The organism is Lysinibacillus sp. EB271-A1-10B (genome assembly GCF_058791335.1).
Map to the genome: position 1 here is coordinate 96,911 of NZ_JBYTDL010000010.1, position 20,054 is coordinate 116,964.

Sequence of the window (20,054 nt, forward strand, 5' to 3'; positions counted from 1 at the left end):
TATGGTCTTTTCCTTCTCTCAGTCCGGTAACCCTCTAACTTTTATCCTAGTTAATGTTGAAATTTTCTGATTAATCTAACATAATTATTGTACATCGAAGGGTAGGTGCTTATTTATGTCGAAACATCCTCTACTTGTACGTGATGTATTAAAGCGAAAGCATTTTGAATCTGCCAAGTTAATCGCTGGACAACAAGGACTAAATCGACAAGTACTATGGACACATATATTAGAAATTAAAAATTTTGATACTTTAATAAATGGCGGAGAGCTCATTTTAACAACTGGGGTAGGTTTACAGTTAGAGCGTGAAACACAAATCGCTTATTTGCAAAATCTTATTCGCAACGGTGCTGCAGCTCTTTGTATTGAGATTGGTGATTATTTTGATTATGTTCCTGTAGAACTGGTTGCTATGGCTAATGCTCATGATTTTCCTATCATCATTTTTGAAGAGGTTGTAAGATTTATCGATATTACACAGGATCTACATACTTACATTATTAATCAGCATCAGCAAGCATTAACACAGCTTGATGCGATTTCAAAGACTTTTATGGAATTGTCGTTAATGCCCAATGGAATTTTAAAAATTTTACAGGTGCTTTATCAAGATACAGATGCATTATTTTTATTTGTCTCCGAAGATACAAAAAGCTTTTATTATCCAATAGAAGCCAAAAAGTATTTACAACTTTTGGAGGACCACTGTCAGCAATTAGAATTACAAGAACCCCTTCAACTTCTATCCATTGACAACGATCATTTCGTCATCATTCCGGTCAATGGACTTGGACAAGTATGGGGTTATTTATGTATGCATTCTGTACTGCCGAAGCCAAGCGACTATACATTGTTAAACCTTGAACGTGCAACGATGTCTATTGCTCAAATCTTAATGCGCAATCGAATGCTACAGGAACGCAAGCAAAGCCGAGAGGATGAATTTATCCTCTCCTTAATACAAGGTCAGCCTATTGATTTTCAATATTATCAAAGCTTTTTGCCAATGGAAAGTCGCAACTTATTTTATCGTGTCATCGTATTTACTATTCTTGATTATGCCGATACTTTTACAGAGGAAGACTGGCAAGAAATCCAGCTGCAAAATGTCATGTTTGTTCGTTCCATCCTAAAAAAACTTGGCTTCTTCCCTACCGTTTCGGTTCGACAGCATGAAATAATTATCCTTGCGTTTTATATTGCAGCAGATGATATGGAAAAAAATCGTGACCCATTTAATCAAGCTATAAAGCAGATTATTGCCCGAAAAACGCCACAGCTTTTCGAGCAAATAACCCTTACCTTTGGCATTAGTAATGTTTATCAATCCATTAATAGTGTACATCAAGGCTATAAGGAAGCAAAAACAACTATTCAAATGCAACATAATGAACTTGCTTCTTCTATTTACTTCAAGGATTTAGGTGTATACAGATTGTTATTACATCAGGATCATGTCGCACTTTTGCAATATGTTAAAGATTATTTACAAGAAATACTGTTAATTGATCAAAAAAACGGTAATGATCTTTATCAAACGCTCTGTGTATATTTAGCATGCAATGGTGCCAAAAATGATACAGCTGAACAATTATTTATTGTCCGCCAAACACTCTATAAACGCATTGAACGACTAGAAAATATTTTTGGTGCTGACTTTTTACAAGCCCCTCATCGTCTCAATATAGAAATAGCGGTGAAGGCCTATGATTTATTGAAAAAAACAGCCCCGGATATTTTACGCTTTTGAACGCGGATCCATAAAATCGCGCAACGCATTGCTAAGCATATACAAACCTAATACAAGTACTGTAATAGCTCCGCCTGGCGCATAAGTGTACCATGGGGCTCCCACTAAATAGGCTTGTGAATCTTTTAACATTCGTCCCCAACTAGGGTTTGGTGGCTGCACACCAAGCCCTAAATAACTAAGTGCCGCCTCCGCAAGCATCGCAGTCGCAAAGGTCACAGTGGCAGCGACGATAATTTGCGATGAAATATTAGGTAATATATGACGAAACATAATGCTATAAGGTTTTACACCAATTAACTTTGCTGCTAAAACATATTCAGTGTCACGATGTTGGACGAAACCACCACGTGTAATTCTAGCAATGGCCGGTATGGCAATAATGCCTAATGCAATAGCCGTATTAACAATTCCCGGCCCAAATACCGCTACGAGCATTAAAGCTAGTATAATTCCCGGAAAGGCCATTAATGCATCCATCATGCGCATAAAAATTTCATCGATCCAGCCACCTACATACCCCGCTATACCACCAATTAAAATACCAAAAATTGTTCCGATAAATACCGTCAGTAAACCGACTGCAAATGCCGTTTGTGTTCCTTTCATAATACGGCTAAAAATATCACGACCAAATTCATCCGTTCCAAATAGATAATCACTACTTGGGCTACGTAATTTTTGGGGTATATTCATCGAGTTCACATCATGAGGTGTATAAAAAAAGCTGATTATCATGATGATTAGAAAACCGACAATGACTAGTAGACCAATGATTAAATTAATATTTTTCATGTATCTTTGTATATGTTTCATCGTATCCACCTCGCTCATCGTAATCGGATTCTAGGATCTAACACTGAATATAAAATATCGACCATAAAATTAATCATGACCACCGCAACAGTAATATACATAACGATTCCCTGTACTAATGGAAAATCACGATTACTAATAGCTGTAATGAGAAGTTGACCAACGCCGGGCAGTGAAAATACTTGCTCCACAATAATCGTTCCAGCAACAACTTCAGCCATAATCAATCCAAATACCGTTAATATTGGAATCATCGAATTTTTTAAGACATGCTTATACATAACATTTTGCTCAGACATCCCTTTACTACGAATCGTACGCACATAATCGAGCTGAACTTGCTCTAAAATTGACGTACGAACATAGCGGAAATTGACCGCAATTTGTGGAATAGCAATTGTTAACGCCGGGAGAACGAGTGTACTTAACGCTCCTGCTACACTTTGCGTCCACGGAATATAGCCACTTATTTTAAAGAAGCTAAACTGCAGTCCAACATATAAAATGAGAATCATTCCTAGCCAGAAAGAAGGAATGGCCATTCCAACTTGCGTCACTGTAGACAACGACATATCACTAAACTTATTTTGTCTTCTCGCCGCAAACATCCCCAACGGTAAGGAAATGAGTAACACAATTACGAGGGTGAGCCCAGCTAATGACATCGTTACAGGTAGTCTATCAAACAGTAAGTCTTTTACGGGCATTGAAAAACGAATAGAATTTCCTAATTCTCCTGTTAATAATCCCTTCACCCAATCTGTATATTGCTCATAAAGGGGGCGATTCAAGCCAAGCTCTGATCGCAAATTTTCAATTTGTGTGGGATCCGCTTCAGTACCTAACATCGTCTGAACCGGATCACCAGGTAAAATTTGAAAAACACCAAATGTAATTATCGACACTAGAAGGATAGTAGTTATTAACAGGATGAACCGACGTATTATATACATCAACAAGCACTCATCCCTTTCTAGTTAGAAATTTTCACCTCAGACATATCGTGGAACCAGAATGGGTAGTTCTTTAATCCAGTAACTTGCTTCTTAGAGCCCCAAACAATTTGATAATCTGCGATATATACCGCTGCTGCCTGCTCAGCTAAAATTTCCTGTGCACGATGATAATAGTCAATTTGCTTCGCCTGATCTCTTTCCTTTAAAACGTCTACCATAATTTTATCGTATTCATCATTTTTAAATTTGAAGAAGTTTTCACTATCATTAGTTGAAATGTAATCATTTATAATTTCATAAGCAGAAGCACGACCCGTTAAATCGATTGTTGTCATTTGATAGTCGCGACCAAAGTAAACTCGGTCTAGCCAAATTCCCCATTCTACAACCTCAATTTCTATATCAATGCCAATTTCCTTTAAATTATCCGCAACGATTTGCGCGATATTTGAATAAATATCATTATGCGAAGATACTGTAATTTTCGTTTTAAAGCCTTTAGGATAGCCCGCTTCTGTTAATAATGCTTTAGCTTTTTCCACATCACGCTTATACATATCTTCTAAGCCTTTCTTCTGATAGTCCCCCATCGCTGGACTCATGTTTGAACCAAGTGGTACAGCATAACCTGCAAACACTGAGTCAATAATATCGGACTTACTAATCGCGTAGTTAATTGCCTGACGGACCTTTACATTATCAAAAGGTGCTTTCGTTTCATTAAATGTAACGATTAATGATGAGTTATTATTTTGATGAGATAAGTTATAATTACCTTCTACTTCACTTACACGTTGCCACGGAACACTCGTTAAATCGACTTCATTGGCCATTAAACTCATAATCGCTGCTTGATCATCCGATTGGAAGGTAAACGTCACTTTATTCAAGTATGGTAACCCTTCCTTCCAGTAGTTTTCATTTTTCTTCAGTTCTAAATTTGTACCCGGTGAGTATTTTACATATGCAAATGGTCCAGTACCTATTGGGTTTTCATTATGCTTTCCATCATTGCTTTTTGGTAAGATAGCTGATTGACGTGCTGTTAATGAATATAAGAAGTTGGAGTTTGGCTCCTTTAGCTTAATCACAAATGTATTGGCATCTGGTGCTTCCGTTGACGCAACATTATCAAAGCTATTTGACATCTTTTCGCCGCCGTTTTTCCCCATTAAACGATCAAATGAATACTGAATATCCTCAACAGTTAAATCCCCACCATTATGGAATTTCACACTCGGACGAATTTTAAATGTATAAGTTAAACCATCCTCAGATACTTGATAGCTCTCGGCTAGACCTTCTTTTAAAGTACCATCTGTTTCTGGTGCCATCAGTCCTTCAAAAATATTAAGAATCATTTGGTACGATATAGACGCTGTTGCTTTATGTGGATCTAAAAAATCTGGGTCGTCATTTATACGTACTACGATTTCTTGTGGTAAATCCGCTACTGTCTTTCCACTAGTACTTGCATCCTTTTTATCATCACTTGAACAGGCACTCATTAGTAAAACGACTATCATTGTCAATAACAGCAACGACCAATTGTTCTTTAGTCTCATGTCATTTCCCCCTATTCTCTATGTGCTCATTATTTGAATGCTTTTATAGCTTTCTACTTCAACTAATTTATCAGCAGCTTTAATGCCAGTAATGATCGCTTCTTCCATGACTCTTGTAGCCATATGGCCCAAATAATCCACCGGAAATCTTTTATCCCCTGTACCAAGCACGAAAATTGTATCTCCATCCAGCATTGTGTGTACTGGATAAATTGTCCGTGCAAGAGCATTTTGTGTAAGCTGGGCTATTTTTTTCGCCTCTGCTTTTGTCAGCTTGGCATTCACTGCAACGACACCGATTGTCGTATTCGTACCAGACAATGCTTCCGATTGCACATGCTCCTCTAAATACGTACAGCAATCCATCCATTCCCCTGTTTTCGGATCCCTTGCTCCTGCTAGCGTTTCTCTTGTAGTAGGATCTTTCACATCTCCAACAGCATTGACAGCAACAATGGCACCCACTACAACATCCTCTTTGCCAGCTATAGAGGCGCTGCCTAGTCCCCCTTTCATACAATATTGAGGACCCGCCAATTTTCCTACAGTCGCACCATAACCAACCCCTGTATTCCCATTTGCAAATGGACCAACAACCGCACTTTTAGCGGCTTCATAGCCCATTGGAGCAGTAGGTCTTGTCTTTGGATCACCGATAAATAAATCGAACAGCACCGCACTAGGAACAATTGGAATTGTAGCAACACCTGCCTGTACGCCAACACCCCGCTCCTCTAGAAATTGCATGACTCCTGTCGCAGCATCCAATCCATATGCGCTTCCTCCAGATAGGCAAATCCCATGCACATGCTCAATTTCGTTAATAGGATCAAGTGCATCAGTTTCTCGAGTGCCCGGCGCTGAGCCTCTTACATCGACACCGCACACCGCACCACTTTCCACTAAAATCGCTGTACAGCCTGTAATTCCTTCACTATTTTCTGCATGCCCTACTTTAACTCCAGGCACATCTGTAATATTTCCAAACATCATACACACCTCACTTCGCAAAGACTGATTTTTCAGTCTATTTATCATATAAAAAGCAAGCTACCCGTTGATGGTTATTTTCTTCCTGAAGCTCTGGCCGTTCCTGATGACATCTGTCCATCACATAGGGACAACGTGTATGAAACACACAGCCTACAGGAGGGTTCATCGGGCTTGGCAATTCACCCTGTAACGGTATTTCTTGTTTCGGCTCATCAAAATTGATCACTGGAATGGCGGATAGCAACGCCTGCGTATATGGGTGCAGAGGATTTGCATATAATTCTTTCTTCGCGCCAATTTCCACTACCCTCCCCAAATACAACACAGCTACTCGATCGCTAATATGTTTTACAACACTTAAATCATGGGAAATAAATAAATAGGTCAAATGAAATTCATCCTGTAAATCCATCATTAAATTCAATACCTGTGACTGCACCGAAACATCTAATGCAGATACAGGTTCGTCTGCAATAATGAACTCTGGATGAATAGCAAGAGCCCGCGCAATACCGATTCGTTGTCTTTGGCCCCCGGAAAATTCATGCGGGAACTTTTGCATAGCATCCTCTGGTAAACCTACCTTGTGTAAAAGCTCCTTTACACGTTCTTTGCGCTGCTCTTTCGTTAATGTAAATTGCAGCTTCATCGGCTCTTCGATAATGGCACCTATTCGCATACGAGGATTTAGTGATGCAAACGGATCCTGAAAAATCATTTGCATTTGATTTCGATAAGTTTGTAGTTTACTTCCCTTTAACTGCTGAATAGGCTGTCCTTTATATATAATTTCTCCGTCCGTCGGTTCAACGAGTTTTAAAATAGTTCGTCCAAACGTCGATTTTCCGGAGCCGGATTCTCCTACGATCCCAAGCGTCTCACCTCGGAAAATTTCTAGAGAAATGTCATCGACTGCTTTAATGACCTTTTTCTCTTCCTTCATCGACTTACGTTTTACAGGAAAGTACGCTTTTAAATGTTTTATTTCAAGCAAGGCTTCTTTCTTCGTCATGATCATGCGCCCCTTTCTCTGAAAATAAATGACAGCGTACTTTATGCTCGTCTTGAATATGGATTGCCTCAGGTTGCACGTCACGGCATTGTGCCATCACAAATGGACAGCGTGATGCAAAACGGCAGCCTTCTGGTAACGCATAAGCTGGTGGAACAGTTCCTGGAATTGACGGCAATCGTTTAACATCTGTCTCTAGATTAGGCATTGTTTTCAAAAGAGCCGTTGTATATGGATGCTTTGGATTCATAAAAAGCTCTCGCACTGGCGCTTCTTCTACAATCTGTCCGGCATACATAACTAGAACGCGATCTGCCGTTTCTGCTACAACGCTCATATCATGTGTAATAAATAATATAGCCGATTGATGTTCTTCCTTCATCTTCATCATAAGCTTTAAAATTTGAGCCTGTACTGTTACATCAAGTGCCGTTGTTGGCTCATCAGCAATTAACAGTTGAGGATTATTGGACATTGCAATCGCAATCATGACACGTTGGCGCATACCACCTGATAATTGGTGTGGATATTCGGCAATCACCTTCTCTGCATTAGCAATACCCACTTCTTTTAAAAGCTGCAGAGATTTGTCCCGCGCTTCCTTTTTTGATATCCTTTGATGTCTACGAATGCCTTCTATCATTTGATTACCGATTGTAAAGACAGGATCTAATGATGTCATCGGCTCTTGAAAAATCATACTAACTTCATTGCCTCTTATATTGCTCATCTCTTTATTTTTAAAGTCTAAGAGATTTTTACCATTAAGTTTAATGGTACCAGCTGTAATTTCTCCTGGTGGAATAGGCAGTAATCGCATAATTGATAACGATGTAATACTTTTACCGCTTCCAGACTCACCTACAAGCGCAACCGTTTCTCCCTTACGAATCGTAAAGCTCACATCATCGACCACTTTTGCCTGCTTACCATTTTTTAAATGGAATTTTATTTTTAAATGTTTTACCTCTAAGAGCACCTGATTTTCTTTTGGCTGATCCATATGCATCCCTCCATCTCACATTTCATTACATTTGATTAGGTGGTGCATAGCGTATTGCAATATTTTTCATTTGCGTATAATTTCTCAACGCGACAAAACCTTTTTCTCGTCCAATGCCACTCTTTTTATAGCCACCAAACGGCATTTGAATTCCGCCTGCTGCTCCATAGTTATTAACAAACACTTGTCCAGCTTTTACACGACTTGCAACATAATGTGCAGTATCCAAATCCTTCGACCAAACGCCTGCAACTAATCCGTAATCTGTACTATTCGCCAAGGTAATTGCTTCATCAACCGTCGTAAACGTAAAGACTGTTAACACCGGTCCGAAAATTTCCTCCTGCGCGAGTGGATCGTTAGCTTCTACTCCAGCTAGTATTGTTGGCTCAATATAATAGCCCTGTTCATAGCCTTTAATCGTCAGAGTTTCACCACCAGTAACTACGTAGCCATCCTCTTTCGCCTTTTGCAGTAGTGTTGAAATCTTCATATATTGTCGTTCATTTAGAAGTGGGCCCATATCAGCGTCTGCTTCACCAGGACCAACTTTTAATGCCTGAAATTTTTGTACTAATTGTGCCATGAATTTTTCTTTGGCACGCTCTTCAATTAGGAGTCTGGCTCCTGCCGAGCATGTTTGTCCGGCATTCTGAATAATGGCACGTACAACTCCTTCAAGCGCTTGCTCCATGTTGGCATCTGAAAAAACAATATTTGGAGACTTTCCACCAAGCTCTAATGTTACAGGGACAACATTCTCAGCCGCTGACTTCATCACCTCAATGCCTGTTGGAACAGAGCCTGTAAACGTAATATGATTGATATCAGGATGGGAAGTTAAATACGGTCCAACATCACGACCTAAACCTGTAATATGCTGAAAGATACCTTTTGGCACTTTATCCGCAAACCATTCCGTTATAGCGTGTGTAGTTAATGGCGTATCCTCCGCACTTTTAACAATTACAGCATTGCCAGTAGCAATTGCTGCTGCTACACTTCTTGCCGTAATTTGAATAGGATAATTCCAAGGCACGATATGTACGGTAATACCTACAGGCTCTAACACTACCGCATTTAAAATGCCGTCTTCAATGGGAATCGTATCCCCCATTACTTTATCAGCAGCTCCACCATAAAACTCAAAATAGCGGGCTGCCGCTTCAATATCGGCCCTTGCTTGAGTTAACGGCTTTCCAACATCACGACATTCTAACAAACTCCATTCCTCTGCATGCAGACGTATATAGCGGGCAAGTTCAATAAGTAGCTGCCCACGTTCATAAGCCTTTATTTGCCACCACTCTTCCCTTTCAAATGCTACACGCGCAGCGCGTACAGCCTCGTCAACATGGATTTTATTCGCATTCGTAATTTGGGCAATGACTTCACCAGTAGAAGGGTTCATGACATCCAATAATGCTTCTATATCACCATGTATCCACTCACCATTTATCAACATTGGAATTCTCTTCACGCGTATCCCTCCTATAATCCACGACCACCGTCTACATGTAATGTCGTTCCTGTAACCATGCTTGCTGCATCAGAAAGTAAATAACTTACTGCTCCAGCAATGTCTGATGGATTCACTAATCGTCCAAGTGGGACCGATTGAACAAAGACACTCTGCTTAGTTTGCTCGACGTCCGCTCCTTGTGCCGTAAATTGAGAAAGCATCTGCGTATCGGCTGGCCCTGGGTGAATCGTATTCACACGTATTTGGAACGGAGCTAGCTCAATAGCCAAACCACGTGTAAAACTCTCCGCCGCCCCTTTAGATGCAATATAAGATTGTAAACCTGGGCGTGGTCGTACTGCAGAAATGGAAGCGATTGTGACAATTGAGCCCTTTAGCCGCTCCTTCATATAAGGAACGACTGCCTTTGTTGTAATAAATAAGCTTTTAACATTGACATCCATTAAGCGGTTCCACTCGGCCATCGTTACTTGCTCAATCGGTTTTGCTGCCTGCGCTATACCAAGTGCATTGACAAGTCCATCAATCCGTCCATACTCGTCAAAAATTTGTTTGAATACTTCGTTCACACGCTCCTCTTGCAAGACATTGACCTCAAAGCATCGCAAGGTATCGTGCGCTAAATCGCTTAGAGAAGCTACTGATAAATCAAGCCCTACAGCAATATTGCCCTTTGCAAGCTGTTCTTGAATAATGGCTTTTCCCATACCACCACCAGCACCTGTAACGATGATGACCTTTTGCTCTACTGTCATGCTATACACCCCTTGCTGCTAAATTCATTTTGATAATCTCCTGACAAATCGCATCACCCATTTGTGCGGTTGTCGCCTGTCCACCAATATCTGCGGTTTTTACAGCCCCTTCTCGAAGTACCGTCTCAATCGCACTTACAATTAGCATTTCTAAATCGGATCTCCCTATATGTCCAAGTAACAAAGCAAGTGACCAAATTTGTGCAATTGGGTTTGCTATGCCCTTTCCTGCAATATTTGGTGCTGACCCATGCACAGGCTCAAACATAGAGGGGAATTCCTTTTCTGGATTTAAATTAGCTGACGGTGACAGCCCAAGACCACCAACGATGGCTGATCCTAAATCTGATAAAATGTCTCCGAATAAATTGGAGGCCACAACTACCTGAAAATCTTGCGGTCGTTCCACGAAATAAGCTACTAAAGCGTCGATATAGATAGATTCTAACTCTAGTGCTGGTGAGCTTTGTGCAACAATTCTTCTAGCATGCTCATCCCAAAACTTCATTGAATGAATAATAGCATTCGATTTTGTCGCGCTCGTAATTTTTGTTTTGCCATTTTTATAGGCATAATCACACGCGGCTTGGACAATTTTTTCAATCCCGATACGTGTCATAATCGTATTTTGAATCGTCATTTCCTGTGGCTGACGATGATAAATTCGCCCACCACTATCGGAATATTCCCCCTCTGCATTTTCACGGAAGATTACAAAATCAATATCCCTTCCATTAGCAAGTGGTGAGGCTATGCCAGGTAGTGATTTGATCGGACGAAAATTAACATATTGCTGAAAGCTTTTTCGTATCGGCATAATTAATTCCCATACTGTCACGTCATCAGGAACACGAGCATCTCCAATAGCCCCGAATAATATCGCATCAAATTCTTTTAATTTGTCTAATGCGTTACTTGGCATCATTCGACCGTGCTTGAGATAATAATCTGAGCTCCAAGGAAAAATAGTTGTGTCTATTTGTAAAGTAGAATCATGTTCCTGAAGAGTATTTAGTACCTTTAATGCTTCCTCCATAACTTCCTTCCCAATACCATCCCCTGGAATAACTGCAATTTTTGTGTGAGTCAATGTGCATCACCTACTAAAAACTTTAATGCTGCTAAACGGTAAATAGCTGTAGTTTCTGCTAATTCTTCGATATCGACATATTCGTCAATTTGGTGGGGCATATCACGATCACCCGCTCCAACGGTAACGATCGGTACCCCATGCACATGTAGGAATGTTCCATCTGTAGCCCCTGGGACACCGTTATATTTCGGCTCTTTTTCCGTTACCTCAGCGACTGCCTCATAAATGGCTTGTACAACAGGCTCCTCCTTCGCTGTTGCTGTTGCAGGGCGATTATCAAGCACTGTTAACTCAACTTTAAAATCCGGATCATCTGCTTGCAGGCGTTTAATAATCGCCTCAATTTTACCGAGAAGCTCATCGTGATCCTGTGCAGGAACTGTACGGATATCAAGTGTCGTCATACAATGATCAGGAATGACATTAATTTGCGCATCTCCTATTACAGGCGCGCGTAAAATCGTTGGTGTAATAGATGGCCAATTAAGCATCGGATCACGTCCTAAACGTGCCTGCTCTTCTTTTTCCAATTTTTCAAGCTCTACGATAAAACGTGCCATGCGCCAGTTCGGATTAATGCCACTCCAAGAAATCGCACCGTGCGCCATTTTACCGAAAACATCCACTTTCAAGCGTATTGCCCCACGCTGTGCGATACAAACGTTGTTTTCCTCTGGCTCACATATAATGGCTCCATCTACATCATCTGCCCAGCCATTTTTTATAAAATGTTTAATACCAAGCATTAGCCCTTCTTCATCACATGGAATACATAAAATAATCTTGCCTGTAAATTCCTCCTGATCCAGTAACAACGACTGACAAGCTGTAATCATACAAGCAAGATTTCCTTTTGTATCATTTGTGCCTCGGCCATACATTCGGCCATCAATAATTTCTGCGCCGAACGGGTCGTACGTCCACGCTTTACGATTCCCTTCCGTCACGACATCTGGTGTCCTTCAAAGAGGAGTGTTTTTCCTGGCTTACCCGAATCAATAATACCAATGACATTCGGTCGACCTGGCACAACCTCCTCAACATGTGTTTCAATCCCTATATCACGTAAATATTGAGCGACATAATTTGCGACCTCTTGTTCATTGCCATTTGGGTCATCTTCTCGGTAAACACTTTCTATACGTACTAGCTTTTGTGTAAGCTCAATAACTGCTCCGCGGTCACGTATATAAGATTCCGTTGTCTTTAAACTAGTTACTGTCATTCATAAGCCCTCCTTTTATAGAAAATTCTAGAGATCAATTATGCCTCGGCATAATTGCGTCCAGAATCGGCTTTGTGCAAGCACAAAGCCGATTCCGTGACATCCGCCGGAGGCTTAGACCAACAAACCAACCGTTTTCTGCGAAAGCGCAGTGCTAACGTAGCGTCATCAACAACATGATGTTGGTCACTCAGTCGTGTGTTGCTGTTGTTGTTGTCGCTCCGCTTTCGCACAGTTAAAACCGTGTTGCTGTTGCTGTTGCCTGTCGTACAGATAAATTGCCAAAGGACGTGGTGTTCTTAGACTGAGTTCTTCTATTTTAGTAGGCGTTTTGACGCCTGCTAAAAGAAGTTAAATAATTCTATCATTGTCCTATTAAATAAGTATTAGACAATTTGTTAATAATATATAGAATGCTATTAACTTTATGTTTAGTAGTGAAAAGCTAGAAAACACAAAAATAATATATATTATGTTATTTTTCGATAAAAAGAGACTTAAAGGATCATTACCCTAACGTGAGGTTGATTTCCGTTCCAGCTAGGCGCTTTGTCCAGCCAGAACGGAAATCAACAATCACATGATATAGGTTTTATCAAAATGCCAGTGATAAAAAAATAAATAGTTAAAAAGGAACGAATTAAAGAAATAATAATGGAGAAATTTTATATAGCTTCAAGTTTTAAAAGCATTGATAAAGTAAACTTGTTAAAGGTTACTTAGCCACAGGTGGATACAAGAAAACGTATGACTGGGCACAAAATGTAAGAGCTACGACATTTGAAGATTTAAGGGGAACATTAGAGGATTTAGGCTGTTTTTGAGAAGATTGTTGCTATTCAACTAAGGCTGCAAGTTAGTTCAATAAGAGAAGCGTATTTCTTATAGCGCATTTGAAAGAAAATGTTCAGTAAGGCGGAGGAATTCTGATGTGAGAAATTAATAAAGGGTCACTCTGCTGGAAGTGACCCAAAATATAACTATAAGATACTATTTGAACTTATCTAATTTCTTATCTTTCATTGAAGCTACTTCTCCAAATTTCTTACAAATAGATAAAATCATTGGTGAACCCGAAAAATTTAGCTTAACGAGCCTAATTGGTTTTACATTTGCATAAGATCCGCCTAGTTCACCTTGGGCAAGCGAATCATTACCACAAGACTTACCAACTATAGTATCCCCCTCCCTTTCCACTATTTCTTACGAATAACAGGAATATGCGAAAAATCATGCTTTAACAGGCGTATCCTGTTATGAACAGGATGCGCCTTATTAATATACTTTATGTCAAACGTTATAGTGTCAGTGTAGTGAAGTTACTCTAACCTACTAGAGATTAGTTAATGGATATAGCCATTAAATCATCATTTTCTAGCCAGTGTTTACCGCCGAGAAAATCAACTAAATAAAGCGGTTTGTAGTTGTTATTAATAGTAGTATAGATTACTTCGCCCGTTATCTTTAAGGCAGCTATCATCACTTGTGATCTGATAGGATATTTAATATCGACGCATTCCTTTAGAACAAGGATGAATTGTTCCATAGAGCAAACACCCGTCTGGAAGATACGGTGATTATCATCGGTTTCAATGTGGTAAATAACTCCGCCGTCTTTTAATACATCGATTACGATTGTATGTTGGAATTGACCAACTGAACGAGTAGCAGAAAATCTACACCCGGTAACTGCTCGGTGGAATGGTTCTTCTTTATCCGGATGATATAAGCTTCTCTCTACTTGCTCCCAACCACTTTCTGTAAGGGCATTCTCAATATAACTAAAGATAGGGACGTATCGACTCGAGTTTTCTAATATGAATTGTTTTATTTCTTCAAGTTCTTGAGCGAATGAGTTGTCGAAATTAGTTTCATCGAAATCTCCCTCAGAATACGTTTTAGTCAAATCTTTCATTTGACTTCTAAACTGTTCGGGGGTGATAAGCTCTGTAATGGCCCCTTCATATTTAATTACTTCAGATGTTTGGGTATTACCTGATGGATCGAACAAGTATGGTTTGCCTAAATAAGATGTTTCTAAATATACCTTTAATAGTTTCATCTGCAAAACTCTGTTGTGTTGTATTATTGGGCTCCAAATTGCAATGATGTCATATCCAAATACTTCATTCATTGCTAAGGCAAATATATGGCTACGATTAAGACAATAATCGAATAGTGTTCTTCCTGAAGCGCCTACTCTAATTTCATTTAAAGGCAAGTCTACGAAATCGTATTTCAACTGCACTTATCTTCCCTCCTTAAAAACTATAATCTTTTTCTATTTGTCATTCGTTATTATTTATTATGCACTGTGCTCTTATAGCTTAAACTTCAAGGGTACCGATATAGAATATGCCCCTGCTCTCCTATGTTCCTGTTCTACTGTTCCACTATAAAATAACTTGTGAGATTTCAATGTATGAAACTTATGAAAAAAACATGACTGAAAGAAAATCAAAGCGAAACCCCTTGATCTTAGAAAGTAATTTTTCCATTTTATTTTCTTCTTTTGGATATAGGTCCTGTTTCATTGCCTTCAATAAGGCTAGTTGATTTGCTTTTCCTAATTCTCCGACTGCTTCATACATTTCTAGGAAGCAACAATCTAAGAAAACAGCCTAGTAAAAAAAATGGAATTGAAATATAAAAAACCAGCGTCTATTTTGAATTGCTCAAATAGATGCTGGTTATTTCGTTTTATTGCTGGCGAGATTCTGTCATTTGCTTCCAAACAGAACCTTTTGCTTCCTCACCTTGTTCGATACGGGCAATCGCCATTTTTACTTGTAGCTTCACTTCAAACTCTTTATCCTCTTCAGCAGCTTTTAATGCCGTTAACGATTTTTCCGTACCGACTTCATATAAGTACATAGCTGCACGCCAACGAACTAGTTTATTTTTATCTTGTAATGCTTGCTGCATCACGTCTTCAAATTCCACTAAGCCGAGGTCACTCATACAATCTCCTGCAGTTCGACGTACCGCTGCGCTTTTATCCTGTAATGCCTTTTCCAAAAAAGGTACAACCGCTACATCTTCAATCATTCCTAAATAAACGGTTGCAAGTCGACGGATAGACATTTGCTCATCTTGTAATGCTAAATCTAAAAGTGGTAAATCATCTAGCTCTGGATCTGCCATTTGGTCAAGCAGTTGGAAACGTTTTTCCCATTCTGGTTGTTTAAACTGTTCAACAGAAATTTTTAGCTTAGCTGGCTTCTCAATAGTTTTCTCAGAATCATTAATCGTTGCAATAATCTCCGCTAAACGTTCCTCTGAATACGTTACATCGATTTCTTGTTTTACAGCTTCCGCAACTTCCTCTAGCTCTCCATAACGTACACCATAGTCAATCCACTTACGTTGGAAAATATAATTTTCATCAACTGCTGTCTCAATAATTTTATTGAAAGCTTCCACAAAGCGGTCACCACAGCTTACACGGTGCTCACGTTGATTATCAAACACTTTTACTTGAAGCGGTACTTGTTTATAAAACTGCACATGGACGTACACTTCACCATAAAATTCATTGGCAACTTGTTCTTTGTTTACTTCCTGTACATCTTCACCTAGCACTTGACGGATGCTTGCTAAAATACCTTCCCATGCATACTTTGCGTTACGCTCAACAGCGAAGAAATCTGCTACATGATAAACACCTTTAACACCTTCAATTGCTAGAATCGCTGCCGCTTCACCCGTTGCTTCATCTTTATTATCCTTTGTAAAATTATAGCTTTTGCCAAAAGGTAACTCTGTATCAACGACAATCTTCATAGAATTAGGGCTTGGTGTCGGTTCAATTGTAATAATCTTCATGTCTATCGCTCCTTATCCGTTTACGATTTCATCTAAATACGACCATCTTTCAATCAGATGTTCATATTGTGCATTCAGCTCATCTAGCTTCGCCGTTAATTCCTGTAGCTTTGTAAAATCAGCTCCAGCATTAGCAATACCTTCTTCTGTCTCCATAATTGCTGTCTCTGTCTTTTCTATTTCATCAGCAATAGTTTCCCATTCTTTTTGCTCTTTAAAAGATAATTTTTTCTTATCTGATTTAGGTTTTTCGGTCTTAGGTTTTTCAACTTTTGGCGCCTCTACCTTTACAGCAGCTTCCTGTTCACGCTTTTGTAAATATTCACTATAAATATCAAGCGTCTCATTAACATGCCCCAGACCATCTAAAATCCACAGCTTTTTCGCAATTCGATCTAAGAAAAAGCGATCGTGGGATATCGTTATAACGACTCCAGGGAAATGCTCAATGAAGTCCTCTAGCACACCTAATGTTTCAATATCTAAATCATTTGTAGGCTCATCTAGTAGCAATACGTTCGGTTGCTCCATTAATAATCGTAATAAATGCAGTCGTTTACGTTCTCCACCTGATAATTTACCGATAGGTGTACCGTGTGCATGAAGTGGGAATAAGAAACGCTCCAGCATTTGAGCAGCGGAATAGCGTACACCTTCTGCATCTGTAATATCATTTGATGCTTCACGGATATATTCAATCATGCGCTCATTTTCATTCATCTTTGGCAGTGTTTGTTTGAAATGTGCTAACTTCACTGTCGAACCAACAAGAATTTCACCAACATCAGGTGTTAGCTCTCCTGCTAGCATGTTCAATAATGTTGATTTTCCTACACCATTCGCTCCGATAATACCAATACGATCGCCCTGCTGTAGTAAAAATGAAAAGTTATCAAGGATTTTTTGTTGGCCAAATGCCTTTGAAATATTTTCAGCCTCTAAAACTTTCCGACCGAGTCGTGTTGTTGCAAGACCAAGTTCAAGAGAGACATCCTCAGATTTACGCTCCAAGTTATCCTCTAACTGCTCGAAGCGCTGGATACGTGCCTTTTGCTTCGTAGAACGTGCTTTCGCACCACGACGAATCCATTTTAATTCTGAGCGATAGCGGTTGCGATCCTTTTGTGCAGAGGCTGCATTCATTTCCTCACGAATAGCACGAGCTTCTAAATAATCCCCATAATTCCCCGTATGGCGGTATAATGTTTGATCAGCCAGCTCGTAAATATGCGTAGACAGCTCATCTAAGAAATAACGATCATGGGTAATAAATATAACTGCTCCCTTTAATCGTAACACCATTTCCTGTAGCCACTCTGTTGACTGCACATCTAAATGGTTGGTAGGCTCGTCTAATAAATAAAGATCTGCTGGCTCGATTAAAACTTTAGCTAAAGCAACGCGCTTTTGCTGACCGCCTGACAGTGTTAATACTTCTTTATCAAACATTTCTATCCCAAGCCTCGTAAGTGCTGTCTTAGCAAGAGCATTGACATCCCATGCCTGCTCTTCATCCATACGATGTTGCAAGCTAAATAACGTTTTTTGTAAACTTTCTGAAGTCGGATTTAAGGCAAGTGCAGCAACCGTTTCTTCATATTCACGATTCAGTTTTAAAATAGGGGAATCCCCTGCAAACACTGCCTGTAACACTGTTTCGCCACTATTAAAAGTAGGCTCCTGTGGTAAATAAGCAACACGATATTTATTTGGGCGGTCAACTTCCATAGAATCCGCTTCGATTTCATTTGCTAAAATAGAAAGCAATGTGGATTTACCAGTACCATTAATACCAATTAGCCCAGCTCGCTCTCCCTCATAAATGGTAAATTCAATATTTTGAAAGAGCGTTTTATCGCCCACTGTTTTCGTTAAATTTTGTACAATTAAATGACTCATTACACTTGTCCATCTCTTTCATTTAGGTGTTGTTTAATGTCCATACTACTTTTTAATATGTAGTTTATTATTGATATCCATTTTTATCATAACACCAAATGACAGGTAAACAAAGGACAACAAACTCTTCTTACCCAACTAAAAAAACCTCCTCCATTACAAGCAAAATGAAGAAGGGTTAAAAATCTCAAAAAAATATCCGGATAGAAATATTTCTATCCGGATACAGAAGCTAATTATTTTACCAATAACCAAGAGCCTTCCACCATAATCCCCCTACTACAACAAAAATCAGGATTGTTACAACGGAAACTACAAAACCAACTGTCCACCATTTTTTTTGATCAATATAGCCTGCACCAAAGAAGACCGGTGCTGGACCAGAACCATAATGAGTAGTGGCGCCAAATAAATTACTAAATGCCGCTAATAATATAGCCGCCAACATTGCTGGTGCACCCGCTTGCAGCATAACAGATAAAAACGCTGCATACATCGCACTAATATGAGCAGTGGAACTCGCAAAGAAATAATGAGAATAGAAATAGACTAATGCTAATATAACTACAGCCCATATCCAACTATACCCGGAAACAAGTCCACCCACTTCATTACTAAACCACGGAATCAACCCTAGTTTGTTCATAAAAGATGCCATCATAAATAGCGTTGCAAACCAAATTAGTGTATCCCATGCGCCTTCTTCCTTCTTAATATCTGCCCATGTTAATACATCTAACAATAAAAGCAATGAAAGACCAATAAGAGCTGCTGTAGTAGCACTAATGCCTAAGTAGTCTCCACCAATCCATAACGACAACACAGCAACAAATACTACGATCATTCGTTTTTCAGAACTTTTCAGTGGACCAAATTCATCCAGCTTCTTTTTAGCAATAGCTGCTGCCTCTGGTGTTTCCTTGATTTCAGGCGGATAAATTTTATAAATAACATAAGGAACAACGATTAAAGCTGTTAACCCAGGGACAATCATGGCCAATGCCCAACCAAACCAAGTAATCGTTACCCCAGCTGAATCACTTGCTAGCTTTACAATTAAAGGGTTCGCTGCCATGGCTGTCATAAACATAGCAGACGTTATTAAATTCCCTTGAAAGCCTACCTTTAATAAAAATGCCCCCATCTTACGCTCTGTCCCGTCTTCCGGTTTAGATCCGAAAGTATGAGATAAAGACTGGATGATTGGAAATATAACACCACCAGCACGAGCTGTGTTACTAGGAATAGCAGGTGCTAATATTAGGTCACTTGCTAATAAAGAATAAGACAGACTCAAGGTTTTTTTCCCAAAAAGACGAACAAATACATAGGCAATTCGTTCACCTAGTCCCGTTTTAATAAATCCACGAGAAATAAAGAAGGCAATAACAATAAGCCAAATCGTTGAATTGCCAAAACCGCTTAAAGTCTCTTCAATAGTTAATGTATTTGTTATGGCAATCATAGCCATAGCAATAAAGGATATCGCTCCCATTGGCAAGGGTTTCGTTATAAATCCTATAATTGTCGCAACAAAAATAGCAAATAGATGCCATGCTTTTTCATCTACTCCTGAAGGTACTGGACAAAACCAGATTGCTACGCCAACAGCAAGGGAAATGAAGAAAGGAATCCATTTGACTGCGCTTTTTGCTTCTTTCATGATGTTGATGCTC

The 20,054-nt window shown here is 39.5% G+C and carries 14 protein-coding genes and 1 pseudogene; 1 reads left to right on the forward strand and 14 read right to left on the reverse strand.

The window, feature by feature from the left end:
- Positions 1-115 precede the first annotated feature (115 nt).
- Positions 116-1,753 carry a PucR family transcriptional regulator gene (locus tag AC3WSK_RS14715; RefSeq protein WP_492414175.1) on the forward strand — a complete coding sequence of 546 codons (1,638 nt, stop codon included), beginning with the start codon at positions 116-118 and terminating at the stop codon, positions 1,751-1,753.
- On the opposite strand, the gene AC3WSK_RS14720 is transcribed toward AC3WSK_RS14715, so the two are convergent.
- The 14 genes and pseudogenes from AC3WSK_RS14720 to AC3WSK_RS14785 form a co-directional block, all read right to left on the reverse strand.
- Complete coding sequence (locus AC3WSK_RS14720) at positions 1,742-2,569, reverse strand: ABC transporter permease (protein ID WP_079560096.1); 828 nt, start codon at positions 2,567-2,569, stop codon at positions 1,742-1,744. The two genes, AC3WSK_RS14715 and AC3WSK_RS14720, sit on opposite strands and share 12 nt — an antisense overlap.
- A gap of 14 nt (positions 2,570-2,583) precedes the next feature.
- The gene (locus tag AC3WSK_RS14725; protein ID WP_079560361.1) at positions 2,584-3,525 is read right to left on the reverse strand and encodes an ABC transporter permease; all 942 of its coding nucleotides are present in this window, start codon (positions 3,523-3,525) and stop codon (positions 2,584-2,586) included.
- 17 nt (positions 3,526-3,542) lie between these two features.
- A complete protein-coding gene (locus AC3WSK_RS14730; RefSeq protein ID WP_079560095.1) occupies positions 3,543-5,090 on the reverse strand; it encodes an ABC transporter substrate-binding protein in 1,548 nt (515 codons plus the stop codon).
- 18 nt (positions 5,091-5,108) lie between these two features.
- Positions 5,109-6,080 carry a P1 family peptidase gene (locus AC3WSK_RS14735; RefSeq protein WP_079560094.1) on the reverse strand — a complete coding sequence of 324 codons (972 nt, stop codon included), beginning with the start codon at positions 6,078-6,080 and terminating at the stop codon, positions 5,109-5,111.
- Positions 6,081-6,117: 37 nt separating this feature from the next.
- Positions 6,118-7,095 (reverse strand): ABC transporter ATP-binding protein, encoded by a 978-nt coding sequence (locus AC3WSK_RS14740; protein ID WP_427484641.1) that lies wholly within the window; start codon positions 7,093-7,095, stop codon positions 6,118-6,120.
- Complete coding sequence (locus AC3WSK_RS14745) at positions 7,070-8,098, reverse strand: ABC transporter ATP-binding protein (protein ID WP_079560092.1); 1,029 nt, start codon at positions 8,096-8,098, stop codon at positions 7,070-7,072. The genes AC3WSK_RS14740 and AC3WSK_RS14745 overlap by 26 nt, the downstream gene beginning before the upstream one ends.
- A 25-nt stretch (positions 8,099-8,123) precedes the next feature.
- Complete coding sequence (locus AC3WSK_RS14750) at positions 8,124-9,578, reverse strand: aldehyde dehydrogenase family protein (RefSeq protein WP_079560091.1); 1,455 nt, start codon at positions 9,576-9,578, stop codon at positions 8,124-8,126.
- 11 nt (positions 9,579-9,589) lie between these two features.
- Positions 9,590-10,336, reverse strand: coding sequence for an SDR family NAD(P)-dependent oxidoreductase (locus AC3WSK_RS14755; protein ID WP_079560090.1), 747 nt, complete (start codon positions 10,334-10,336; stop codon positions 9,590-9,592).
- A gap of 1 nt (position 10,337) precedes the next feature.
- Positions 10,338-11,426 (reverse strand): tartrate dehydrogenase, encoded by a 1,089-nt coding sequence (locus tag AC3WSK_RS14760; RefSeq protein ID WP_427484639.1) that lies wholly within the window; start codon positions 11,424-11,426, stop codon positions 10,338-10,340.
- A pseudogene (locus AC3WSK_RS14765) lies at positions 11,423-12,654 on the reverse strand (M20 family metallopeptidase). The gene AC3WSK_RS14760 and the pseudogene AC3WSK_RS14765 overlap by 4 nt, the downstream one beginning before the upstream one ends.
- A gap of 1,339 nt (positions 12,655-13,993) precedes the next feature.
- Positions 13,994-14,902, reverse strand: coding sequence for a hypothetical protein (locus AC3WSK_RS14770; protein WP_079560087.1), 909 nt, complete (start codon positions 14,900-14,902; stop codon positions 13,994-13,996).
- 452 nt (positions 14,903-15,354) lie between these two features.
- Positions 15,355-16,479, reverse strand: coding sequence for a conserved virulence factor C family protein (locus AC3WSK_RS14775; RefSeq protein WP_492414176.1), 1,125 nt, complete (start codon positions 16,477-16,479; stop codon positions 15,355-15,357).
- A gap of 12 nt (positions 16,480-16,491) precedes the next feature.
- Entirely contained in the window at positions 16,492-18,378 is a 1,887-nt protein-coding gene (locus AC3WSK_RS14780; protein ID WP_492414177.1) for an ABC-F family ATP-binding cassette domain-containing protein, read from the reverse strand.
- 241 nt (positions 18,379-18,619) lie between these two features.
- Positions 18,620-20,041: an anion permease gene (locus tag AC3WSK_RS14785; protein ID WP_079560084.1), complete on the reverse strand. Its 1,422-nt coding sequence runs from the start codon at positions 20,039-20,041 to the stop codon at positions 18,620-18,622.
- Between the last annotated feature and the right edge of the window lie 13 nt (positions 20,042-20,054).